This window comes from Streptomyces sp. NPDC031670, assembly GCF_055580545.1.
This window is the reverse complement of the sequence record NZ_JBVILC010000014.1, coordinates 56,152-72,946: the sequence shown is the minus strand read 5'-3', so window position 1 is coordinate 72,946 and position 16,795 is coordinate 56,152. Positions and strand designations below refer to the sequence as shown.

The 16,795-nt window shown below is 73.0% G+C and carries 14 protein-coding genes; 5 read left to right on the top strand and 9 right to left on the bottom strand.

Features of this window, described 5'->3' with window-relative positions; all coding sequences use genetic code 11:
• Window positions 1-25 precede the first annotated feature (25 nt).
• From ACZ5ID_RS24825 to ACZ5ID_RS24815, 3 genes are all read right to left on the bottom strand, one after another.
• On the bottom strand, window positions 26-823 hold the full coding sequence (locus ACZ5ID_RS24825; RefSeq protein ID WP_468901871.1) for a carbon-nitrogen hydrolase family protein: 798 nt from the start codon (window positions 821-823) through the stop codon (window positions 26-28).
• A gap of 184 nt (window positions 824-1,007) precedes the next feature.
• The gene (locus ACZ5ID_RS24820; protein ID WP_406554686.1) at window positions 1,008-1,463 is read right to left on the bottom strand and encodes an Lrp/AsnC family transcriptional regulator; all 456 of its coding nucleotides are present in this window, start codon (window positions 1,461-1,463) and stop codon (window positions 1,008-1,010) included.
• 10 nt (window positions 1,464-1,473) lie between these two features.
• Window positions 1,474-2,958 carry an amino acid permease gene (locus tag ACZ5ID_RS24815; RefSeq protein ID WP_406554685.1) on the bottom strand — a complete coding sequence of 495 codons (1,485 nt, stop codon included), beginning with the start codon at window positions 2,956-2,958 and terminating at the stop codon, window positions 1,474-1,476.
• Window positions 2,959-3,318: 360 nt separating this feature from the next.
• Between ACZ5ID_RS24815 and ACZ5ID_RS24810 the strand changes: the two genes are divergently transcribed.
• On the top strand, window positions 3,319-4,350 hold the full coding sequence (locus ACZ5ID_RS24810; RefSeq protein WP_468901867.1) for a GDSL-type esterase/lipase family protein: 1,032 nt from the start codon (window positions 3,319-3,321) through the stop codon (window positions 4,348-4,350).
• 69 nt (window positions 4,351-4,419) lie between these two features.
• Here ACZ5ID_RS24810 and ACZ5ID_RS24805 read toward each other — a convergent pair whose 3' ends face one another.
• From ACZ5ID_RS24805 to ACZ5ID_RS24795, 3 genes are all read right to left on the bottom strand, one after another.
• Window positions 4,420-5,862 (bottom strand): GuaB1 family IMP dehydrogenase-related protein, encoded by a 1,443-nt coding sequence (locus ACZ5ID_RS24805; RefSeq protein WP_468901865.1) that lies wholly within the window; start codon window positions 5,860-5,862, stop codon window positions 4,420-4,422.
• 137 nt (window positions 5,863-5,999) lie between these two features.
• Complete coding sequence (locus ACZ5ID_RS24800) at window positions 6,000-6,344, bottom strand: barstar family protein (protein ID WP_468901862.1); 345 nt, start codon at window positions 6,342-6,344, stop codon at window positions 6,000-6,002.
• Window positions 6,341-6,772: a guanyl-specific ribonuclease gene (locus tag ACZ5ID_RS24795; protein WP_468901859.1), complete on the bottom strand. Its 432-nt coding sequence runs from the start codon at window positions 6,770-6,772 to the stop codon at window positions 6,341-6,343. Before ACZ5ID_RS24795 ends, ACZ5ID_RS24800 begins: the two co-directional genes overlap by 4 nt.
• 58 nt (window positions 6,773-6,830) lie before the next feature.
• On the opposite strand from ACZ5ID_RS24795, the gene ACZ5ID_RS24790 reads away from it, so the two are divergent.
• From ACZ5ID_RS24790 to ACZ5ID_RS24780, 3 genes are read left to right on the top strand one after another with little or no spacing between them, the layout of a single operon-like run.
• Complete coding sequence (locus tag ACZ5ID_RS24790) at window positions 6,831-8,375, top strand: ATP-dependent DNA ligase (protein WP_468901856.1); 1,545 nt, start codon at window positions 6,831-6,833, stop codon at window positions 8,373-8,375.
• Between the two features lie 4 nt (window positions 8,376-8,379).
• Complete coding sequence (locus ACZ5ID_RS24785) at window positions 8,380-9,708, top strand: type I glutamate--ammonia ligase (RefSeq protein WP_468901853.1); 1,329 nt, start codon at window positions 8,380-8,382, stop codon at window positions 9,706-9,708.
• Between the two features lies 1 nt (window position 9,709).
• Window positions 9,710-10,912, top strand: a complete 1,203-nt coding sequence (locus ACZ5ID_RS24780) for an amidohydrolase family protein (protein ID WP_468901851.1) — start codon at window positions 9,710-9,712, stop codon at window positions 10,910-10,912.
• Between the two features lie 163 nt (window positions 10,913-11,075).
• On the opposite strand, the gene ACZ5ID_RS24775 is transcribed toward ACZ5ID_RS24780, so the two are convergent.
• Together ACZ5ID_RS24775 and rpe are read right to left on the bottom strand one after the other, a co-directional pair.
• Complete coding sequence (locus tag ACZ5ID_RS24775; protein WP_079125786.1) at window positions 11,076-12,128, bottom strand: sugar-binding transcriptional regulator; 1,053 nt, start codon at window positions 12,126-12,128, stop codon at window positions 11,076-11,078.
• Between the two features lie 79 nt (window positions 12,129-12,207).
• Window positions 12,208-12,891, bottom strand: coding sequence for a ribulose-phosphate 3-epimerase (rpe, locus tag ACZ5ID_RS24770; protein ID WP_468901848.1), 684 nt, complete (start codon window positions 12,889-12,891; stop codon window positions 12,208-12,210).
• Window positions 12,892-13,200: 309 nt separating this feature from the next.
• Here rpe and ACZ5ID_RS24765 point away from each other — a divergent pair, with 309 nt between their 5' ends.
• Window positions 13,201-15,273, top strand: coding sequence for an MMPL family transporter (locus ACZ5ID_RS24765; RefSeq protein ID WP_468901846.1), 2,073 nt, complete (start codon window positions 13,201-13,203; stop codon window positions 15,271-15,273).
• 52 nt (window positions 15,274-15,325) lie between these two features.
• On the opposite strand, the gene ACZ5ID_RS24760 is transcribed toward ACZ5ID_RS24765, so the two are convergent.
• Complete coding sequence (locus ACZ5ID_RS24760) at window positions 15,326-16,783, bottom strand: RsmB/NOP family class I SAM-dependent RNA methyltransferase (protein ID WP_406554817.1); 1,458 nt, start codon at window positions 16,781-16,783, stop codon at window positions 15,326-15,328.
• Window positions 16,784-16,795 lie beyond the last annotated feature (12 nt).

Here is a 16,795-nt window from a genome sequence, read left to right as displayed (position 1 = left end):
TAGGGGGCGGCCGGAAGGGTCCGGGTCAGACGAGGGAGGTGTAGAGGCCGGGGCGGCGGTCGCGCAGATACGGGTTGTTCGCGCGCGAGGCGGCCAGGAACTCGGGGTCGGCGTCACCGACGACGAGCTCGGCCTCGCGGCCCGCGCGGGCCCGGGCGGTGCCGTCGGGGCCGGCCAGGCAGCTCAGCCCGACGAACTCGAACTCGCCCTCGGGGCCCGTCCGGTTGACGTACGCGATGTACATCTGGTTCTCGAAGGCGCGCACCGGCACCACGGACTCGGCGACGAACTGGAAGGGGTGCATCTGCGCGGTGGGCACCAGGAGGAGGTCGGTGCCGGCCAGCGCGTGCGCCCGGACGTTCTCGGGGAACTCCACGTCGTAGCAGATCATCATGCCCAGCCGCAGGCCGTTCAGCTCGGCCTGGACGACCTGCTGGTCGCCGGGGGTGAACCACTTCTGCTCGAAGCAGCCGAAGAGGTGGGTCTTGCGGTAGTTCGCCAGGCGCTGCCCGTCGGCGGCGATCAGCTGCGCCGAGTTGTAGACGGTCCCGCCGTCCCGCTCGGGGTAGCCGTAGAGGACCGCGAGGCCGTGGCGGCGGGCGATCTCGGCGATGGCGCACGCCCCGGGGCCGTCGGCCGTCTCGGCGAGCTCGGGCACCTCGTCCCCGATGGCGTAGCCGGTGAGGAACATCTCCGAGGTGACCAGCAGGCCCGCCCCGGTCGCCGCGGCCCGGCCCGCCGCCTCCTCCAGCACCTTCAGATTCGCGGCGACGTCACCCGGACGGCCGGAGCTCTGGAGCAGGGCGGTACGCAGCGGGGGCATGGCGGTCCTCGGGGCGAAAGTGGTTGAAGGGGTCACCTAGACGGTACGTTCCGCCGCTCGACCCCGACAAGGCACGACTGTTGCGCGCCGGAGGAGTATTCGTTGCGCGTGAGAGGCCCTCTGCGGCGATTCGTTGCGTGTCCGCCGTGCGGCCCGTACGCCCCCGGGACCCCGACCCGAACGATCAGGCGGGCGAGCCGGAGGAGAAGCGCCTGAGCAGGGGCGAGAGCACCAGGACCGACTTGGTGCGCTCCACGTACGGCTCACCGGCGATCCGTTCCAGGACCCGCTCGAAGTGGCGCATGTCGGAGGCGAAGACCTGGACGATCGCGTCCGCCTCACCGGTGACGGTGGAGGCGGACGCGACCTCGGGGTACCTCTCCAGGCCGCGCTTGATGGCCTCGGGCGAGGTGTTGCGGCGGCAGTACAGCTCGATGAAGCCCTCGGTCTCCCAGCCGAGCGCGGCGGGGTCCACCCGGACGGTGAATCCGGTGATGGCCCCCTCGGCGCGCAGCCGGTCCACGCGCCGCTTCACGGCGGGCGCGGAGAGGCCGATCAGCGAGCCGATGTCGGCGTAGGAGCGGCGGGCGTCTTCAGCGAGCGCGTGGACGATGCGCTCGTCGAGGTCATTGAGTCGCACTGCGGGTGGATCACTTCTCTGCGGATACGGTGTCCGTGGCCGTGGCCAGTCGGGAGCGGCGGATGCCGTATCCGAAGTAGATCACGAGACCGACGGCCATCCAGACTCCGAACACGGTCCAGGTCGACGCGCCGAGGCCCTTCATCATGTAGATGCAGAAGAAGAAGCCGAGGATCGGGCAGACCCAGCCGAGCGGGGCGCGGAAGGTGCGCGGCATGTCCGGGCGGGTCCGGCGCAGCACGATGACCGCGATGTTGACCAGCGCGAAGGCGAAGAGCGTGCCGATGCTGGTGGCGTCGACGAGGTCGCCGAGCGGGACGGCCGCGGCGAGCACACCGCAGAACAGCGACACGATGACCGTGTTGGCGCGGGGGGTGCCGGTCTTGGGGTTGACCTTGCCGAAGACCTTGGGGACCAGGCCGTCGCGGGACATCGAGAACAGGATGCGGGTCTGGCCGTAGAGCACGGTCAGCACCACGCTGGCGATGGAGATGACGGCGCCGGCGGCGAGCAGCGTGCCCCAGAAGGTCTGGCCGCTGACATCGTTCATGATCGCGGCGAGGGTCGCCTCGCTGCCCTCGAAGGTCTTCCACTGGCGGGCGCCCACGGCGACGGCGGCGACCAGGACGTACAGCGCGGTGACGATGATCAGCGAGAGCATGATCGCGCGCGGCAGGTCGCGCTGCGGGTTCTTGGCCTCCTCACCGGCGGTCGAGGCGGCGTCGAAGCCGATGTAGGAGAAGAAGAGCGAGGAGCCCGCGGCGCTGACACCGGCCATGCCCAGCGGCATGAAGTCGGAGTAGTTGCCGGACTTGAAGCCCATGATGCCGATGGAGCAGAAGAGCACCAGGGTGACGATCTTGACCGCCACCATGATGGTGTTGGCGCGGGCCGACTCACGCGCCCCCCCGAGCAGGAAGACCATCGCGAGCAGGACGACGATCAGCGCGGGCAGGTTGAATATCCCGCCGTCGCCGGGCGGCGCGGAGAGCGCGTCCGGGATGGTGACGCCGATGGTCCCGTCGAGCAGTTCGTTGAGGTACTGGCCCCAGCCGACGGCCACGGCCGCGACCGAGACGCCGTACTCCAGGATCAGGCACCAGCCGCAGACCCAGGCGACGAGTTCGCCGAGCGTTGCGTAAGCGTACGAGTACGACGAGCCCGCGACCGGGATGGAGCCGGCCAGTTCGGCGTAGGAGAGCGCGGAGAACAGCGCGGTGAGTCCGGCGAGGACGAACGAGAGGGTGACCGCCGGTCCGGCCTTCGGGACGGCTTCGCCCAGGACGACGAAGATGCCGGTGCCGAGCGTGGCGCCAATGCTGATCATGGTGAGCTGCCACATGCCGAGGGTGCGGCGCAGACTGCCGCCCTCGCCCTGGCCACCCTCGGCGACCAGCAGTTCTACCGGCTTGCGCCGCAGCAGCGGGTTGCCGGGGCGCTGCGCCCCGGTGGCCGGTGCTGCTGCGGTGGGGGGCGCTGTGCCGTGGTCCAACACTTCAGTGGGCTCCTTGTCGCTGCCTTCGGACGTCGGCGACCCACGACGGTCCGGCCCATTCGGTAGGAAGGGCAATCCGGGCATGACTGAGCACACCGTGGTCGGTACCGCCGAGCAGGCGGTCGCCGCCACTCCACGTATCGCGAGAAGAGTAGAGGGTTCCGCTTCCCGCTCGTAATGCAGCAACCTTGCGCATCGGTGAATGATCATTGCGCACAAGCGCGACGGATGGGTGTTTGTTGCGCATCAGCGTTCGATCCGTGCGTCAACGGTGTGATCAGGCCGTGCGCGGCGGGGTAGGAGTGAGGTCCCCGACACCCCGGCCGGCGCGGTGTCCGGGTACCCCGATCGGAGGCTTCGATGACCTGGCTGGACCCGGAACCGTTCCTGCGCGGAGTGGCGTGGCGGGACGCCGAGGGCCTGCCGGTGCGGGCGGACCCGGACGATCTGGCGCGGCTGCCGTGGGACACCGCGGAGCGGGCCGGGCTGCCGATCGGGGTGCGGCTGGAATTCGTCGCCGAGGGAGCGCCGGCGGTGGAGATCCACTACCGCGCCGAGGTGCCCGCGCCGGGCGAGGCGATGCGCTCCCTCGCCCACACCTTCGCGCTCTGGGCGGACGGCCGCCTGGTCCACGAGGCGGCCGTCACCCCGGCCGAGGAGGCGGTCGTGGTCCTCGAACTCCCGCCCGGCGGCGGCCCGTTCACGGTCCATCCGCCGCAGGACCGCTCGCCGCGCGTCCTCGCCCTGCGCGGGGTCGGCGGCACGCTCACGCCCGCCCCGCCCGGCCCGCGCTGGCTGGTCCACGGCGACTCGATAACCGAGGGCTGGTGGTCGACCCGGCCCGCCCACGCCTGGCCCGCGGTGGCCGGGCGGACGCTCGGCTGGGACACCGTCAACCTCGGTTACGCGGGGGCCGCGCGCGGCGAACTCGCCACAGCCCAACAGCTCGCGTCCCTGCCCGCCGACGCGCTGACCCTCGCCTTCGGCACCAACTGCTGGTCGGGCGTGCCCAGTTCGGCGCCGCTGCTGTACGAGACGACCAGGGCGTTCCTGGCCCTGGTGCGCCGGGGCCACCCGCACACCCCGCTGCTGCTGCTCTCGCCGCTCCTGTGTCCCGCCGCCGAAGACACCCCGAACGCCCTGGGCGCCACGCTGGGCGCCCTGCGCGCGGCGATGGAGGCGGCGGCCCGCGACCGCGTCAAAGACGGCGACAGCCACCTCCGCGTGCTTCCTGGCCGCGCTCTGCTGACCCCCGAGGACCTTGCGGACGGTCTCCACCCGAACGACACCGGCCACGAGAAGATCGCGAGGGCGGTGACAGCGGCGCTGGGCCCGCTCATACAGAAGCCGGCCCCCCGCACCTACGGCACGGGGGGCCGGCTCTTCACCTGAGGGGCGCGGGGGACCGCGCGATCAGCCACGGCGAACCCGCGGACGAAGGACCAGGCCCCCGTGGGGCGCCTAGCTCCAGCTGGCGTGCAGCGGCTTGCCCTCCGCGTAACCGGCGGCGGACTGGATACCGACGACCGCCTTCTCCTCGAACTCCGCCAGCGAGCCGGCGCCCGCGTAGGTGCAGGAGGAGCGGACGCCCGCGATGATCGAGTCGATCAGGTCCTCGACGCCCGGCCGGGCCGGGTCGAGGAACATCCGCGAGGTGGAGATGCCCTCCTCGAAGAGCGCCTTGCGGGCCCGGTCGTACGCGGACTCCTCGCTCGTGCGGTTGCGCACGGCGCGGGCCGAGGCCATGCCGAAGGACTCCTTGTAGAGCCGGCCGTCGGCGGTCTGCTGGAGGTCGCCCGGGGACTCGTACGTACCGGCGAACCAGGAGCCGATCATGACGTTGGAGGCACCGGCCGCGAGCGCCATGGCGACGTCGCGCGGGTGGCGCACACCGCCGTCGGCCCACACGTGCTTGCCGTACTTCTTCGCCTCGGCCGCGCACTCCAGGACGGCGGAGAACTGCGGACGGCCCACGCCCGTCATCATCCGGGTGGTGCACATGGCGCCGGGGCCCACACCGACCTTGATGATGTCGGCGCCGGCGTCGATGAGGTCGCGCACGCCCTCGGCGGCGACGATGTTGCCCGCGACGATCGGGACCTGCGGGTCCAGGCCCCGGACGGCCTTGATCGCGGCGATCATCGACTCCTGGTGGCCGTGCGCGGTGTCGACGACGATCGTGTCGGCGCCGGCGTCCAGGAGCTGCTTGGCCTTGCCCGCCACATCGCCGTTGATACCGACGGCGGCGGCGACGCGCAGCCGGCCGGAGGCGTCGGTGGCCGGGGCGTACAGGGTCGCGCGCAGGGCGCCCTTGCGGGTGAGGATGCCGGCGAGGCGGCCGTCCTTGTCCACGGCCGGGGCGTAGCGGCGGTTGGCGTGGTCGAGCTTGTTGAACGCCTCGCGCGGGTCGATGTCCGCGTCGAGCAGCAGCAGGTCCTTGGACATGACCTCGGAGAGCTGCGTGAAGCGGTCGACGCCGGTCAGGTCGGCGTCGGTGACCACACCGACGGGGCGCTGCTCGGCGTCGACGACGACACCGGCGTTGTGGGCGCGCTTGGGCAGCAGCGCCAGCGCGTCGGCGACGGTCTGGGTCGGCGCGAGGACGATCGGGGTGTCGAGCACGTGGTGACGCGTCTTGACCCAGGTGATGACGTCGGTGACGACCTCGATCGGGATGTCCTGCGGGATGACGACGATGCCGCCGCGGCGCGCCACGGTCTCGGCCATCCGCCGTCCCGCGATGGCCGTCATGTTGGCGACGACGAGCGGGATCGTGGTGCCCGAGCCGTCGGGCGAGGCCAGGTCGACGCCCTGGCGGGAGCCCACCGCGGAGCGGCTGGGGACCATGAACACATCGTCGTACGTCAGGTCGTACGGCGGCTTGATGTCATTGAGGAAACGCACGTGCAGAACATCCCAGTCGATCGGAGTGACCCCAGGCATTTCAGCCGGGGCTAAACGCACGTACTTCATTGTCCCATGTTCGTATGATTGCGCCGCCAGGGCCGATCATCCAGGGCTTGGACAGCACCCTGGTGCGATCACACGAAGGCGCCGAGGGCGAGCACCACGGCCAGGGTGCCGGCGTCGCCGTCGACCGCCGCCTCGTCCAGCACCTCCCGCGCGGTCTCCCACTCCTGCGGCCGTGCCGCCGCGTACCCCTGCCAGCGCCGCACCACCAGCAGCCGGCCGGGGTCGGCCGGGCCCCAGTCGGGGTCGCCCAGGCAGTCGGCCAGGGCGTCCCAGTTGCGGCCGAACCACTCCGGCAGGCGCAGCGCGCGGGCGCAGCGGTCCATGAAGCCGGCCCGGTCGGTGACCCCGGCCAGGTCGAGGACGTCGACCTGCCAGCCGGTGGCCCGTACGGCGTCGAACGGGTCGGTCGTCATCGCAGCACCGCCAGATACGTCTTGTAGTGGTCGCCGGTGTAGTAGATCTCGCCGCCCTGCCCGGTGACCAGCCGCCGGGCCCCGCGGTCGCGCGACTTCGGGGTGTTCACCGTGTACTCGTGGTAGTAGCCCCGCTTGTGCTGCGGCAGGGCCTTCTCGAAGTTCGAGAAGACCGTGCCGTCCTTGGCGTACGGGAAGGGGCCGCCCCGGTCGATGAGCTTCAGGGTCTGCTGGGCCTCGGCCGGCAGTGCGCCGGCGCGGACGGTCGCCATGTCCCGGGCCCAGCCGGGCGTGGCGGCGCCCGCGGCGGTGGCGGTGGCCCGGGGCGCCTCGCCGTCCTTCTTCGCCGTCCCCCCGCACCCCGTGAGCAGGAGCGCCAGGCAGGCCAGCAGGGCGGCGGCGGTCGTTCGGGCGGACCTGGTGAGCATGCGCCGATGCTGCCACCTCGGACCTGCGGACGCGAACGGACCGGGTGACGATGGGGACATGCTCCTCGCCGATGTGGCCGCGACCTCCCGGGAGATCGCGGCGACCTCCTCCCGTACCAAGAAGGCCGCCCTGCTCGCCGCGCTGTTCCGCGAGACCGCCCCGGCCGAGGCCCCGCTGGTGGTCACCTATCTGGCGGGACGGCTGCCGCAGCGCCGTACGGGCCTGGGCTGGAGCACCCTGAAGGACGGTCCGCCGCCCGCCGGGAGCCCCTCCCTGACCGTCCAGGAGGTCGACGCGGCGCTCGACCGGATCGGCGCGCTGGCGGGCAAGGGCGCGCAGGGCGAGCGCAGACGGCTGGTCCGCGAGCTGATGGCCGCGGCCACCGAGGAGGAGCAGCGCTTCCTCATCGGTCTGATCACCGGCGAGGTCCGTCAGGGCGCGCTCGACGCCGCGGCGGTGGAGGGCCTGGCCGAGGCGACCGGCGCCCCGGCGGCGGACGTGCGGCGCGCGGTGATGCTCGGCGGCTCGCTGGGGGCGGTGGCCCAGGCGCTCCTGGGCGGTGGCGGCGACGCGCTGGCCGCCTTCCGGATGGACGTGGGCCGGCCGGTGCTGCCGATGCTGGCGCACACCGCCAAGGACGTGGACGAGGCGCTGGACCGGCTGGGTCCGTGCGCGGTGGAGGAGAAGCTCGACGGCATCCGGGTGCAGGTCCACCGCGACGGCGACGGGGTACGCGTCTTCACCCGTACCCTCGACGAGATCACCGCCCGGCTGCCCGAAGTGGTGGCCGCCGCGCGCGAGTTGAACGCCGACCGGGCGATCCTCGACGGCGAGGTGATCGCGCTCGACCTGGAGGGGCGCCCCCGGCAGTTCCAGGACATCGCGGGCCGGGTCGGCTCCCGGCTGGATGTGGCCGGTGCCCAGGACCGGTTGCCACTGTTTCCGGTCTTTTTCGATCTGCTTTCCCTGGACGGCCGCGACCTCCTCGATCTGCCGGTACGGGAGCGCTGCGCCGAGCTGGTCCGGGTCGCGCCGGAGCCGCGCCGGGTGCGGCGGGTCGTGGTGGAGGACCCGGCCGATCCCGAACAGCGGGCGGCGGCACGGGAGTTCGCGGCGCTGACGCTGGAGCGCGGCCACGAGGGCGTGGTGGTGAAGGCGCTGGACTCGGCGTACAGCGCGGGCCGCAGGGGCGCCTCCTGGCTCAAGGTCAAGCCGGTGCACACGCTCGACCTGGTGGTGCTCGGGGCCGAGTGGGGGCACGGCCGGCGCACCGGCACGCTCTCCAATCTGCACCTGGGCGCCCGGCGCCCGGACGGCTCGTTCGCCATGCTGGGCAAGACCTTCAAGGGCCTCACCGATGTGCTGCTCGCCTGGCAGACCGAGCGGCTGCGGGAGCTGGCGGTGGCCGAGGAGCCGTGGGGGGTGCGGGTACGGCCGGAACTCGTCGTAGAGATCGCCTTCGACGGGGTGCAGAGATCGTCGCGCTACCCGGAGGGGGTGACACTGAGGTTCGCACGGGTAGTGCGCTACCGCGAGGACAAGAGCGCCTCGGAGGCGGACACGGTCGCCACGGTGAAGCAGCTGGGCGGCGGGAGGGACTGAGGCAGTGGGGTCGGAGCAGGTGCGGGAGCGGGTACAGCGGGCGCGGCAGGAGGCGGCGCGGCTCGCCTCCGAAGGGGTCCGCGCGGTGGCGCTGACCTCGGTGGACAACGCGGGCATCGCGCGCGTGAAGGTGGTGCCGGCGGCCCGGCTGCCCTCGGTCGTGGAGCGCGGGGTCGGGATGTCGCCGTGCTTCGACGCCTTCCTGGTCGACGACTCGGCGACCTCCAGCCGTTTCAGCGGCGGCCCGGACGGCGATCTGCGGCTCTTCCCCGACCTGGACCGGCTGACCGTGCTCGCCGGGCAGCCCGGCTGGGCCTGGGCCCCGGTCGACCGCTACGACCAGCTGGGCGGTGAACACCCGGGCTGCCAGCGGCTGTTCGCCCGGCGGATGACGCTCCGGGCCGCCGAGCGAGGGCTCTCGCTGCGGATGGGCTTCGAGACGGAGTGGACGGTCTCGCCCGCGCTCGAAGGCCCGGCGTACGGGATGGCGCGGGTCGTGGAGCGGTCCGGGTATCTCGGCGATGTGCTCGGCGCACTGCTGGACCAGGGCGTGGATGTGCTGCAGATCCACCCCGAGTACACCGAGGGCCAGTTCGAGGTGTCGGTGGCGCCCGCCGATCCGGTGGGCGCCGCGGATCTGGCGGTCCTGGTGCGCGAGACGATCCGCGCGGTCTCGGTACGGCACGGGCTCACCGCCTTCTTCGGCCCCGTGGTCACCCCGGGCGGCGTCGCCAACGGCGCCCACCTCCACCTCAGCCTCTGGCAGGGTGGCCGGAACCTGTGCGGCGGCGGAGACGGCCGCCTCGGCATGACCGCCGACGGCGAGGCGTTCCTGGCGGGGGTCCTGGCGGCCCTGCCCGCCCTCGTCGCCGTCGGCGCCCCCTCCCCCGCCAGCTACCTCCGCCTGGAACCCTCCCGCTGGGCCGGCGCGTTCCAGTGCTGGGGGCACGAGAACCGGGAGGCCGCCCTCCGCTTCATCACCGGCGCCCCCGACGACCCGGACGCAGCCAACGCCGAGGTCAAGTGCTTCGACCCGGCCGCCAATCCGTATCTCGCGGTGGGCACGGTGATCGCGGCGGGGCTCGCGGGCCTCGATACCAAGGCGATGCTGCCCGACCCGGTCTCCGGCGACCCCGCGGTGGTCGGCGGCCGGCCCCGCCTGCCCGCCTCCCTGCCGGAGGCACTGCGCCACTTCACCGCCTCCGGCGTCCTGCGCGAGGCGATGGGCGACCCGCTCTTCGAGGCCTTCGCGGCGGTCCGCCAGGCGGAGTCGGCCCTGTTCGAGGGCAAGTCCCCGCAGGAGATCGCGGACGCGACGCGGGGGCGGTACTGAGATGGGCGGCACCGAGACGGGCGGCACCGAGACGGGCGGTCAGGAGGCGGCCCCGGCGCGGCCCGGGGAGGCGGCCACCGACCGGCCCCGGCGCGCCCCCGTCGAGGTCCCCGCGGGCACGCTGCTCGACCACCACTGCCACGGCGTGCTGCGCACCGACCCCGGTCCCGCCGCCTTCGAGGCGTTCCTGACCGAGGCGGACGGCCCCGCCGCGCCCGGGACCAGCTTCTTCGACACCCAGCTCGGCTTCGCGGTGCGCCGCTGGTGTCCCCCGCTGCTCGGGCTGGAGGCGCACTGCACCCCGGAGCGCTACCTGGAGCGGCGGCGCGAACTCGGCGCCCGGGAGGCGACCCGGCTGCTCCTGCGCGGCAGCGGCATCGGCGCGTACCTCATGGACACCGGCCTCCCCGGCGACATCACCGGCCCCGACGAGCTCGCCGAGCTGAGCGGCGCCCCGGTCCACGAGATCGTGCGCCTGGAGCGGCTGGCCGAGCTGGCGGCCGACACGACCCGGGACGCGGACGCGTTCCTGGCGGAGCTGGCGGCGCGGATCCGCGCGGCGGCGACCACGGCCGTGGGGTTCAAGTCGGTGGCCGCCTACCGGTACGGGCTCGACCTCGCCCCCGAGCCGCCCGCACTCCACGAGGTGCGGGACGCGGCGGCGAATTGGCTGAAAAAACGGCCGAAGGGCGACCGTCTCAAGGATCCGGTGCTGCTGCGCCATCTGCTGTGGTCCGCGGTCGCGACCCGGCTCCCGCTCCAGCTGCACACCGGCTTCGGCGATACGGACCTCCGGCTGCACCGCTGCGACCCGCTGCTCCTGACGGACTTCATCCGGGCCACGCGCCCCTCCGGCACCCCGCTGATCCTGCTGCACGGCTACCCGTACCACCGCAACGCGGCCTATCTCGCCCATGTGTACCCGCATGTGTACGCGGACATGGGGCTCACCCTCAGCCACACGGGCGCCCGGGCCGGCGCCGTACTGGCCGAGATGCTGGAGCTCACCCCGTTCGGCAAACTCCTCTTCTCCACCGACGCCTACGGACTGCCGGAGCTGTACGTGGTCGGGGCGCGCCTCTTCCGGGAGGGCCTGGACGAGCTCCTGGAGACATGGACGACCTCGGGCGCGTGGTCGCACACGGACGCGCACCGGGTCACCGGCCTCCTGGCGAGCCAGAACGCGGAACGCGTGTACGCCTGACCGAGGGCGCTGGGGGCGGCGGGCCTACGTTGGTGCGGCACCCCCGTCCCCCCTGGGGCGCGGGGAACTGCGCGATCAGCGCCCACCAGTCCGCAGACAAAACACCAAGAACCGGGGCGAAGCCCACAAGGGGCCCGGGCGCGCCCCGGAGGGGGCGGTGGACTCAGTCCCCGTCCGGGTCCGCCCGGTCCAGCGCGGGCCGGGGCTGCACACCCGTCTCGTGCAGCAGGAAATCCGCCGCGGCAGTGTCGGTCACGAGGCTCGTGACCAGCCCCGACCGCAGCACCGCGTCGATCGCGGACGCCTTCCGCGCACCCCCGGCGATCGCCACGACCTCGGGAATCCGCCGCAGCCGGTCCGCCTCGACCGTGATGCACCGCTCCCCGAGATCGCGGCCGACGCGCCGCCCCTCCGCATCGAAGAGATGGGCGGACATCTCGGCCGCGACGCCGAGGGAGGCGTAGTGCGCCCGCTCCTCGTCGGTCAGCATGTCGTGCACCGTGGAGATGCCCGGCTCCCACGAACCGATGGACACGGCCGCCACGGTCACCTTGTCGAAGTACTCGAAGGCCCGCGCGATCCCGGTCTGGTTGCGCAGGGCCGCCGCGGTGGCGGCGTCCGGCAGCAGCATCGGCGCGTAGATGGGGTGGGCGTCACCGCCGGACACCTGGGCGGCGCGCCGTACGGCCTCGACCGAGCCGCGCTCGGCGGTGCCCGCGTCGTACACCCCGGTGAGCTGCACGACCGTGCAGGGCGGCAGCCGGTCGAGGGCCGCGGCCATGTGGATGGTGGACCGGCCCCAGGCCAGGCCCAGCACATCGCCCTCGCTGACCAGCTCGCCGAGGAGATCGGCGGCGACCTCGCCCAGGTTCTCCGGGTCGGGGGACGACTCGTCCTCGCCCGCCTCCGGGGACTCGACGACGACCGCGTGCCGCAGCCCGTACCGGGCGCGCAGCGCGTCCGAGCGCTCCGCGTCCAGCTCCGCCGGGACGCGGATCTCGATCCGCACCAGGTCGCGCTCCAGGGCGGTCTCCAGGACCCGGGCCACCTTGAAGCGGCTGACGCCGAACTCCTCGGCGATCTGGATCTTGGACTTGCCCTCCAGATAGAAGCGGCGGGCCATCGCCGCCGCCTGCACCAGCTCCGCGGGTCCCATCCGCAGGGCTGACCGACCCGCCGACATTGCAGACACCGCGATCTCCTCACTGCTGTTCACACTCTGGACTCGCTGTTCATCCTGTCAGATCCAACGGTCCTTGATCAGCCCCGGAGGGCCGCGTTCACCGAGCCGTGGCTCAGTGGCCGCATGCCCATGGGGCGCTCGCCGTGCTGCGTTCCGCCATGGAGCGCAGAGTACGCACCGCGTCGGCGGGGTCCTGCGCTCCGTAGACGGCCGACCCGGCCACGAAGACGTCCGCGCCCGCCTCGGCGCACCGCTCGATGGTCGTCGCGGAGACCCCGCCGTCCACCTGGAGCCACAGTTCGAGGCCGTGCTTGGAGATCAACTCCCGGGTGCGGCGGATCTTCGGCAGCATCACGTCCAGGAACGACTGACCGCCGAAGCCCGGCTCCACGGTCATGATCAGCAGCATGTCCAGCTCGGACAGCAGGTCCTCGTACGGCTCGATGGGCGTCGCGGGCTTGAGCGCCATCGACGCCCGCGCCCCCTTGGCCCGGATCTCCCGCGCGAGCCGCACGGGCGCGGCGGCGGCCTCGGCGTGGAAGGTGACCGAGCCGGCCCCCGCCTCGACGTACTGCGGGGCCCACCGGTCCGGGTCCTCGATCATCAGATGGCAGTCCAGCGGGATGTCCGTGGCCCGGCGCAGGGATTCCACCACCGGCACACCGAGCGTGAGGTTCGGTACGAAGTGGTTGTCCATGACGTCCACGTGCAGCCAGTCGGCGCCTTCGACGGCCTTGGCCTCTTCGGCGAGGCGCGCGAAGTCGGCGGAGAGGATGCTGGGGTTGATCTGAGCCATGCCCCAAGCCTGCCATGCCTCGCAGCACTTGCCTGCCACGGTACGGACTCGGTGCCCGCGGGGGGCGAGACCTACGTCTCTCCTACGCCTCTCCCACGACTCGCCGGACCGGGACGCTCCGTGTAATCCTGGTGTTTCAGGCCATTTCGGGAGCGGCAACCCGCGCCGACCGCGGGCCCCCTGGGGGACGTGATGTCCGACGCGCACACGCACCGGAACCCGCATGAGAACCACTCCGCGCCCCCCGGGCGACGACCCGGCGGGCGCTCGGCCGCGTGGTTGGTGTGCGGTCGCCGGACGAAGTGGCTGGTGCTCGTCCTCTGGCTGATCGTGGTCGCGGTCGCCTTCCCGCTCGCCTCGAAGCTCACCGACGCGCAGGACAACGACGCCACCTCCTGGCTGCCCGGCAGCGCCGAGTCGACCCAAGTCTTCGACTCCGCCAAGGCGTTCAGGCCCGAGGAGGTCCCGGCGGTCGTCGTCTACGCGCGCGAGGGCAGCCTCACCGTCGCCGACCGGCAGAAGATCGCCGCGGACGCCACGGCGATGCGCGCCCTGAGCGCGGACGGCATCCAGGGCGCCCGCGTCCAGGGCCCGCTGTTCGACCCCGCGAACACCGCCGCGCAGGTCCTGGTGCCGATCAAGATGGACAAGAACGGCTGGAACCACATCGCGGACGCGGTCGACCGGCTGCGCGAGAGGTCCGGCGCCTCGGACAACGGGCTCCAGGTGCACATCACCGGCCCCGGCGGCACCTCGGCCGACTTCGCGAAGGCCTTCTCCGGCATCGACTCCACGCTGCTCTTCTCCGCGCTCGCGGTGGTCGTGGTGATGCTGCTGATCACGTACCGCAGTCCCACCCTGCTCCTGGTGCCGGTGATCTCCGTGGTCTGGGCGCTCGCCGCCGCGCAGGCGGTGATCTACCTGCTGGCCCGGCACGCAGGCCTGACCGTCAACGGCCAGAGCGCCGGCATCCTCACGGTGCTGGTCTTCGGCGCCGGCACCGACTACGCGCTGCTGCTCGTCTCCCGCTACCGCGAGGAGCTGCGCCGCCACGAGGACCGCCATGAGGCGATGGCGCTGGCCCTGCACCGGGCCGGGCCGGCGGTCCTGGCCAGTGGCGCCACCGTCATCCTCGGGATGCTGGTCCTGCTGGTGGCCGAGATGAACTCCACGAAGGGCCTCGGCCCGGTCGCCGCCATCGGCGTGGCGGTCGCGCTGCTCGCCATGCTCACGCTGTTCCCGGCGCTTCTGGTGATCTTCGGCCGCTGGATCTTCTGGCCGGCCGGACCCGTCTTCGGCTCCGCCGACCCGACCGCGCGCGGGGTGTGGGCGCACACCGGCCGCCGGATCGCCACCCGCCCCCGAGCGGTGTGGGTGACGACCGCCGTGGTGCTGGCCGCGTGCTCCTTGGGCCTGCTCCAGCTGAGGGCGGACGGACTGAGCAACGCGGACTCCTTCACCGGCAGACCGGACTCGATCGTGGGCGCCGAGGTGCAGGCGAAGCACTTCCCGGCGGGCAGCGGCGACCCCCTGGTAATCATCACGGCGGCGCGGCAGGCGCCGGAGGTGCGCCGGACGGTGGCGGCCACCGACGGGGTGGTACCCGCGTCCGTCGGCGTGCCGCCGGGCACCGCGGCCGGGCACGACGGGGAGGTCCTGCTCGAAGCCACCATGACCGCGCGCCCGGACAGCGCCGCCGCGCACGCGACCGTGGAGCGGGTACGGGACGCGGTCCACGCGGTGCCCGGGGCCCACGCGCGCGTGGGGGGCGGCACCGCGGCCGTCCTGGACATGGAGAAGGCCACCACCCACGACAACAAACTGGTCATCCCGCTGGTGCTGCTCGTGGTGCTGTGCGTCCTGGGTGTTCTGCTGCGGGCACTGGTGGCACCGCTGCTGCTGATCGCCACGGTCGTGCTGTCCTTCGCGGCGGCGCTCGGCATCAGCGCGCTCGCCTTCCGCCATCTCTTCGACTACGCGGGCGAGTCCACCGACTTCCCGCTCTTCGTCTTCGTCTTCCTGGTGGCCCTGGGCATCGACTACAACATCTTCCTGTCCACCCGTATCCGCGAGGAGGCGGCCCGCCAGGGCACCCGCCGGGGCGTCGTGACCGGCCTGGCCGCCACCGGCGCCGTGATCACCTCGGCGGGCCTGGTCCTCGCGGGTACCTTCGCGGTCCTCGGCACGCTCCCGATGACGGCGTTCGCCGAGATCGGCTTCGCGGTGGCGCTGGGCGTGCTGCTCGACACCTTCGTGGTCCGCTCGATCCTGGTGACGTCCCTGTTCCTGGACGTGGGCCGACGGGTGTGGTGGCCGCACCGGCTGTCCCGGGAGGCGGAGGAGGGCCCGGCCGCGCCGCCGGCCGGGGTCCGTACGCCCTAGCGCCCGACGAACCCGAAAGGGGCCCGGAGTTCGCGGCTCCGGGCCCCTTCTCTCACGCCGTGCGCCGCAGCAGCGCCAGATACATCGCGTCCGTCCCGTGCAGATGCGGCCAGAGCTGTACGTCGGGCCCGTCGCCCAGCCCCGCGACGCCCGGCATCAGCGGCCGTACGTCGATCCACTCGGCCTCGACGGGAGCCCCGCCCCGGCCCTTGAGCACGTCCTCCACCACGATCCGCGTCTCGGCGAGGTGCGGTGAGCAGGTCGCGTACCCGACGACGCCGCCCACCCGCACCGCCGACAGCGCCTCGCGCAGCAGCCCGCGCTGGAGCGGCGCGAAGCCCTCCAGGTCCTCGGGCCGGCGGCGCCACCGGGCCTCGGGGCGGCGGCGCAGCGCGCCGAGCCCGGAGCACGGCACATCCATCAGGACGCGGTCGAAGGAGCCCTCCCGCCACGGCGGCCGGGTGCCGTCCGCCGTGATCACCTGGTACGGGCCGGGGTTGCCGGCGAGCGCGCGCTCCACCAGCCGGGCCCGGTGCGGCTGCTTCTCGGAGGCGAGCAGGGCCGCCCCGCGCCCGGCGGCCAGCGCGGCGAGCAGCGCCGCCTTGCCGCCGGGGCCCGCGCAGCCGTCGAGCCAGCGCTCGTCGCGCCCCTCGATCGGCGCGTTCGCGAGTGCGACGGCCACCAGCTGACTGCCCTCGTCCTGCACACCGGCCCGGCCGTCCTTCACGGCGTCGAGCGCGCCCGGCTCGCCGCCCTCGGCCATCCGTACGGCGTACGGGGACCAGCGGCCCGGCAGCGCGCTGTCCTCGCCGACCGCGTCCATGAGTTCGTCGGTGGTGGAGCGGCCGGGGCGGGCGACCAGGGTCACCTCGGGCCGCTCGTTGTCGGCCTCCAACAGGTCCTCGATGCCCGCACGGCCACCGCCCAGCGCGTCCCAGAGCGCCGAGACGACCCATCGCGGGTGCGAATGCACCAGGGCGAGGTGGTCCTCGGCGTCCTCCTCGTACGGAGGTGCGATCTTCTCCAGCCAGCCGTCCAGGTCGTTCGCCGCGATCTTGCGCAGGACGGCGTTGACGAAGCGGGCCCGGCCGTCGCCGAGCACCACCCGGGCGAGCTCCACGCTGGCGGAGACCGCCGCGTGGCTGGGGATGCGGGTCCCGAGCAACTGGTGCGCGCCGAGCGCGAGAACGTCGAGGACCGGCGGGTCCACCTCGCGCAGCGGCCGGTCGATGCAGGCCGCGATGATCGCGTCGTAGGTGCCCTGGCGGCGCAGGGTGCCGTAGACGAGCTCGGTGGCGAGCGCCGCGTCACGGCCGTCGAAGTTCCCGCCCTCGCGGGCCTTGCGCAGCAGGGGCGGCAGCACGAGGTTGGCGTACGCGTCCCGCTCGTCGACGGCGCGCAGCGCCTCGAAGGCGAGGATGCGGACGGGGTCCTTCTTGGGGCGGCGGTACGGCTTGCCGCCGCCCTTGCCGTCGCTGCTGCGGGGACGGCCGTGCGGCTGATCGTTCACGTGGAAGGTGCT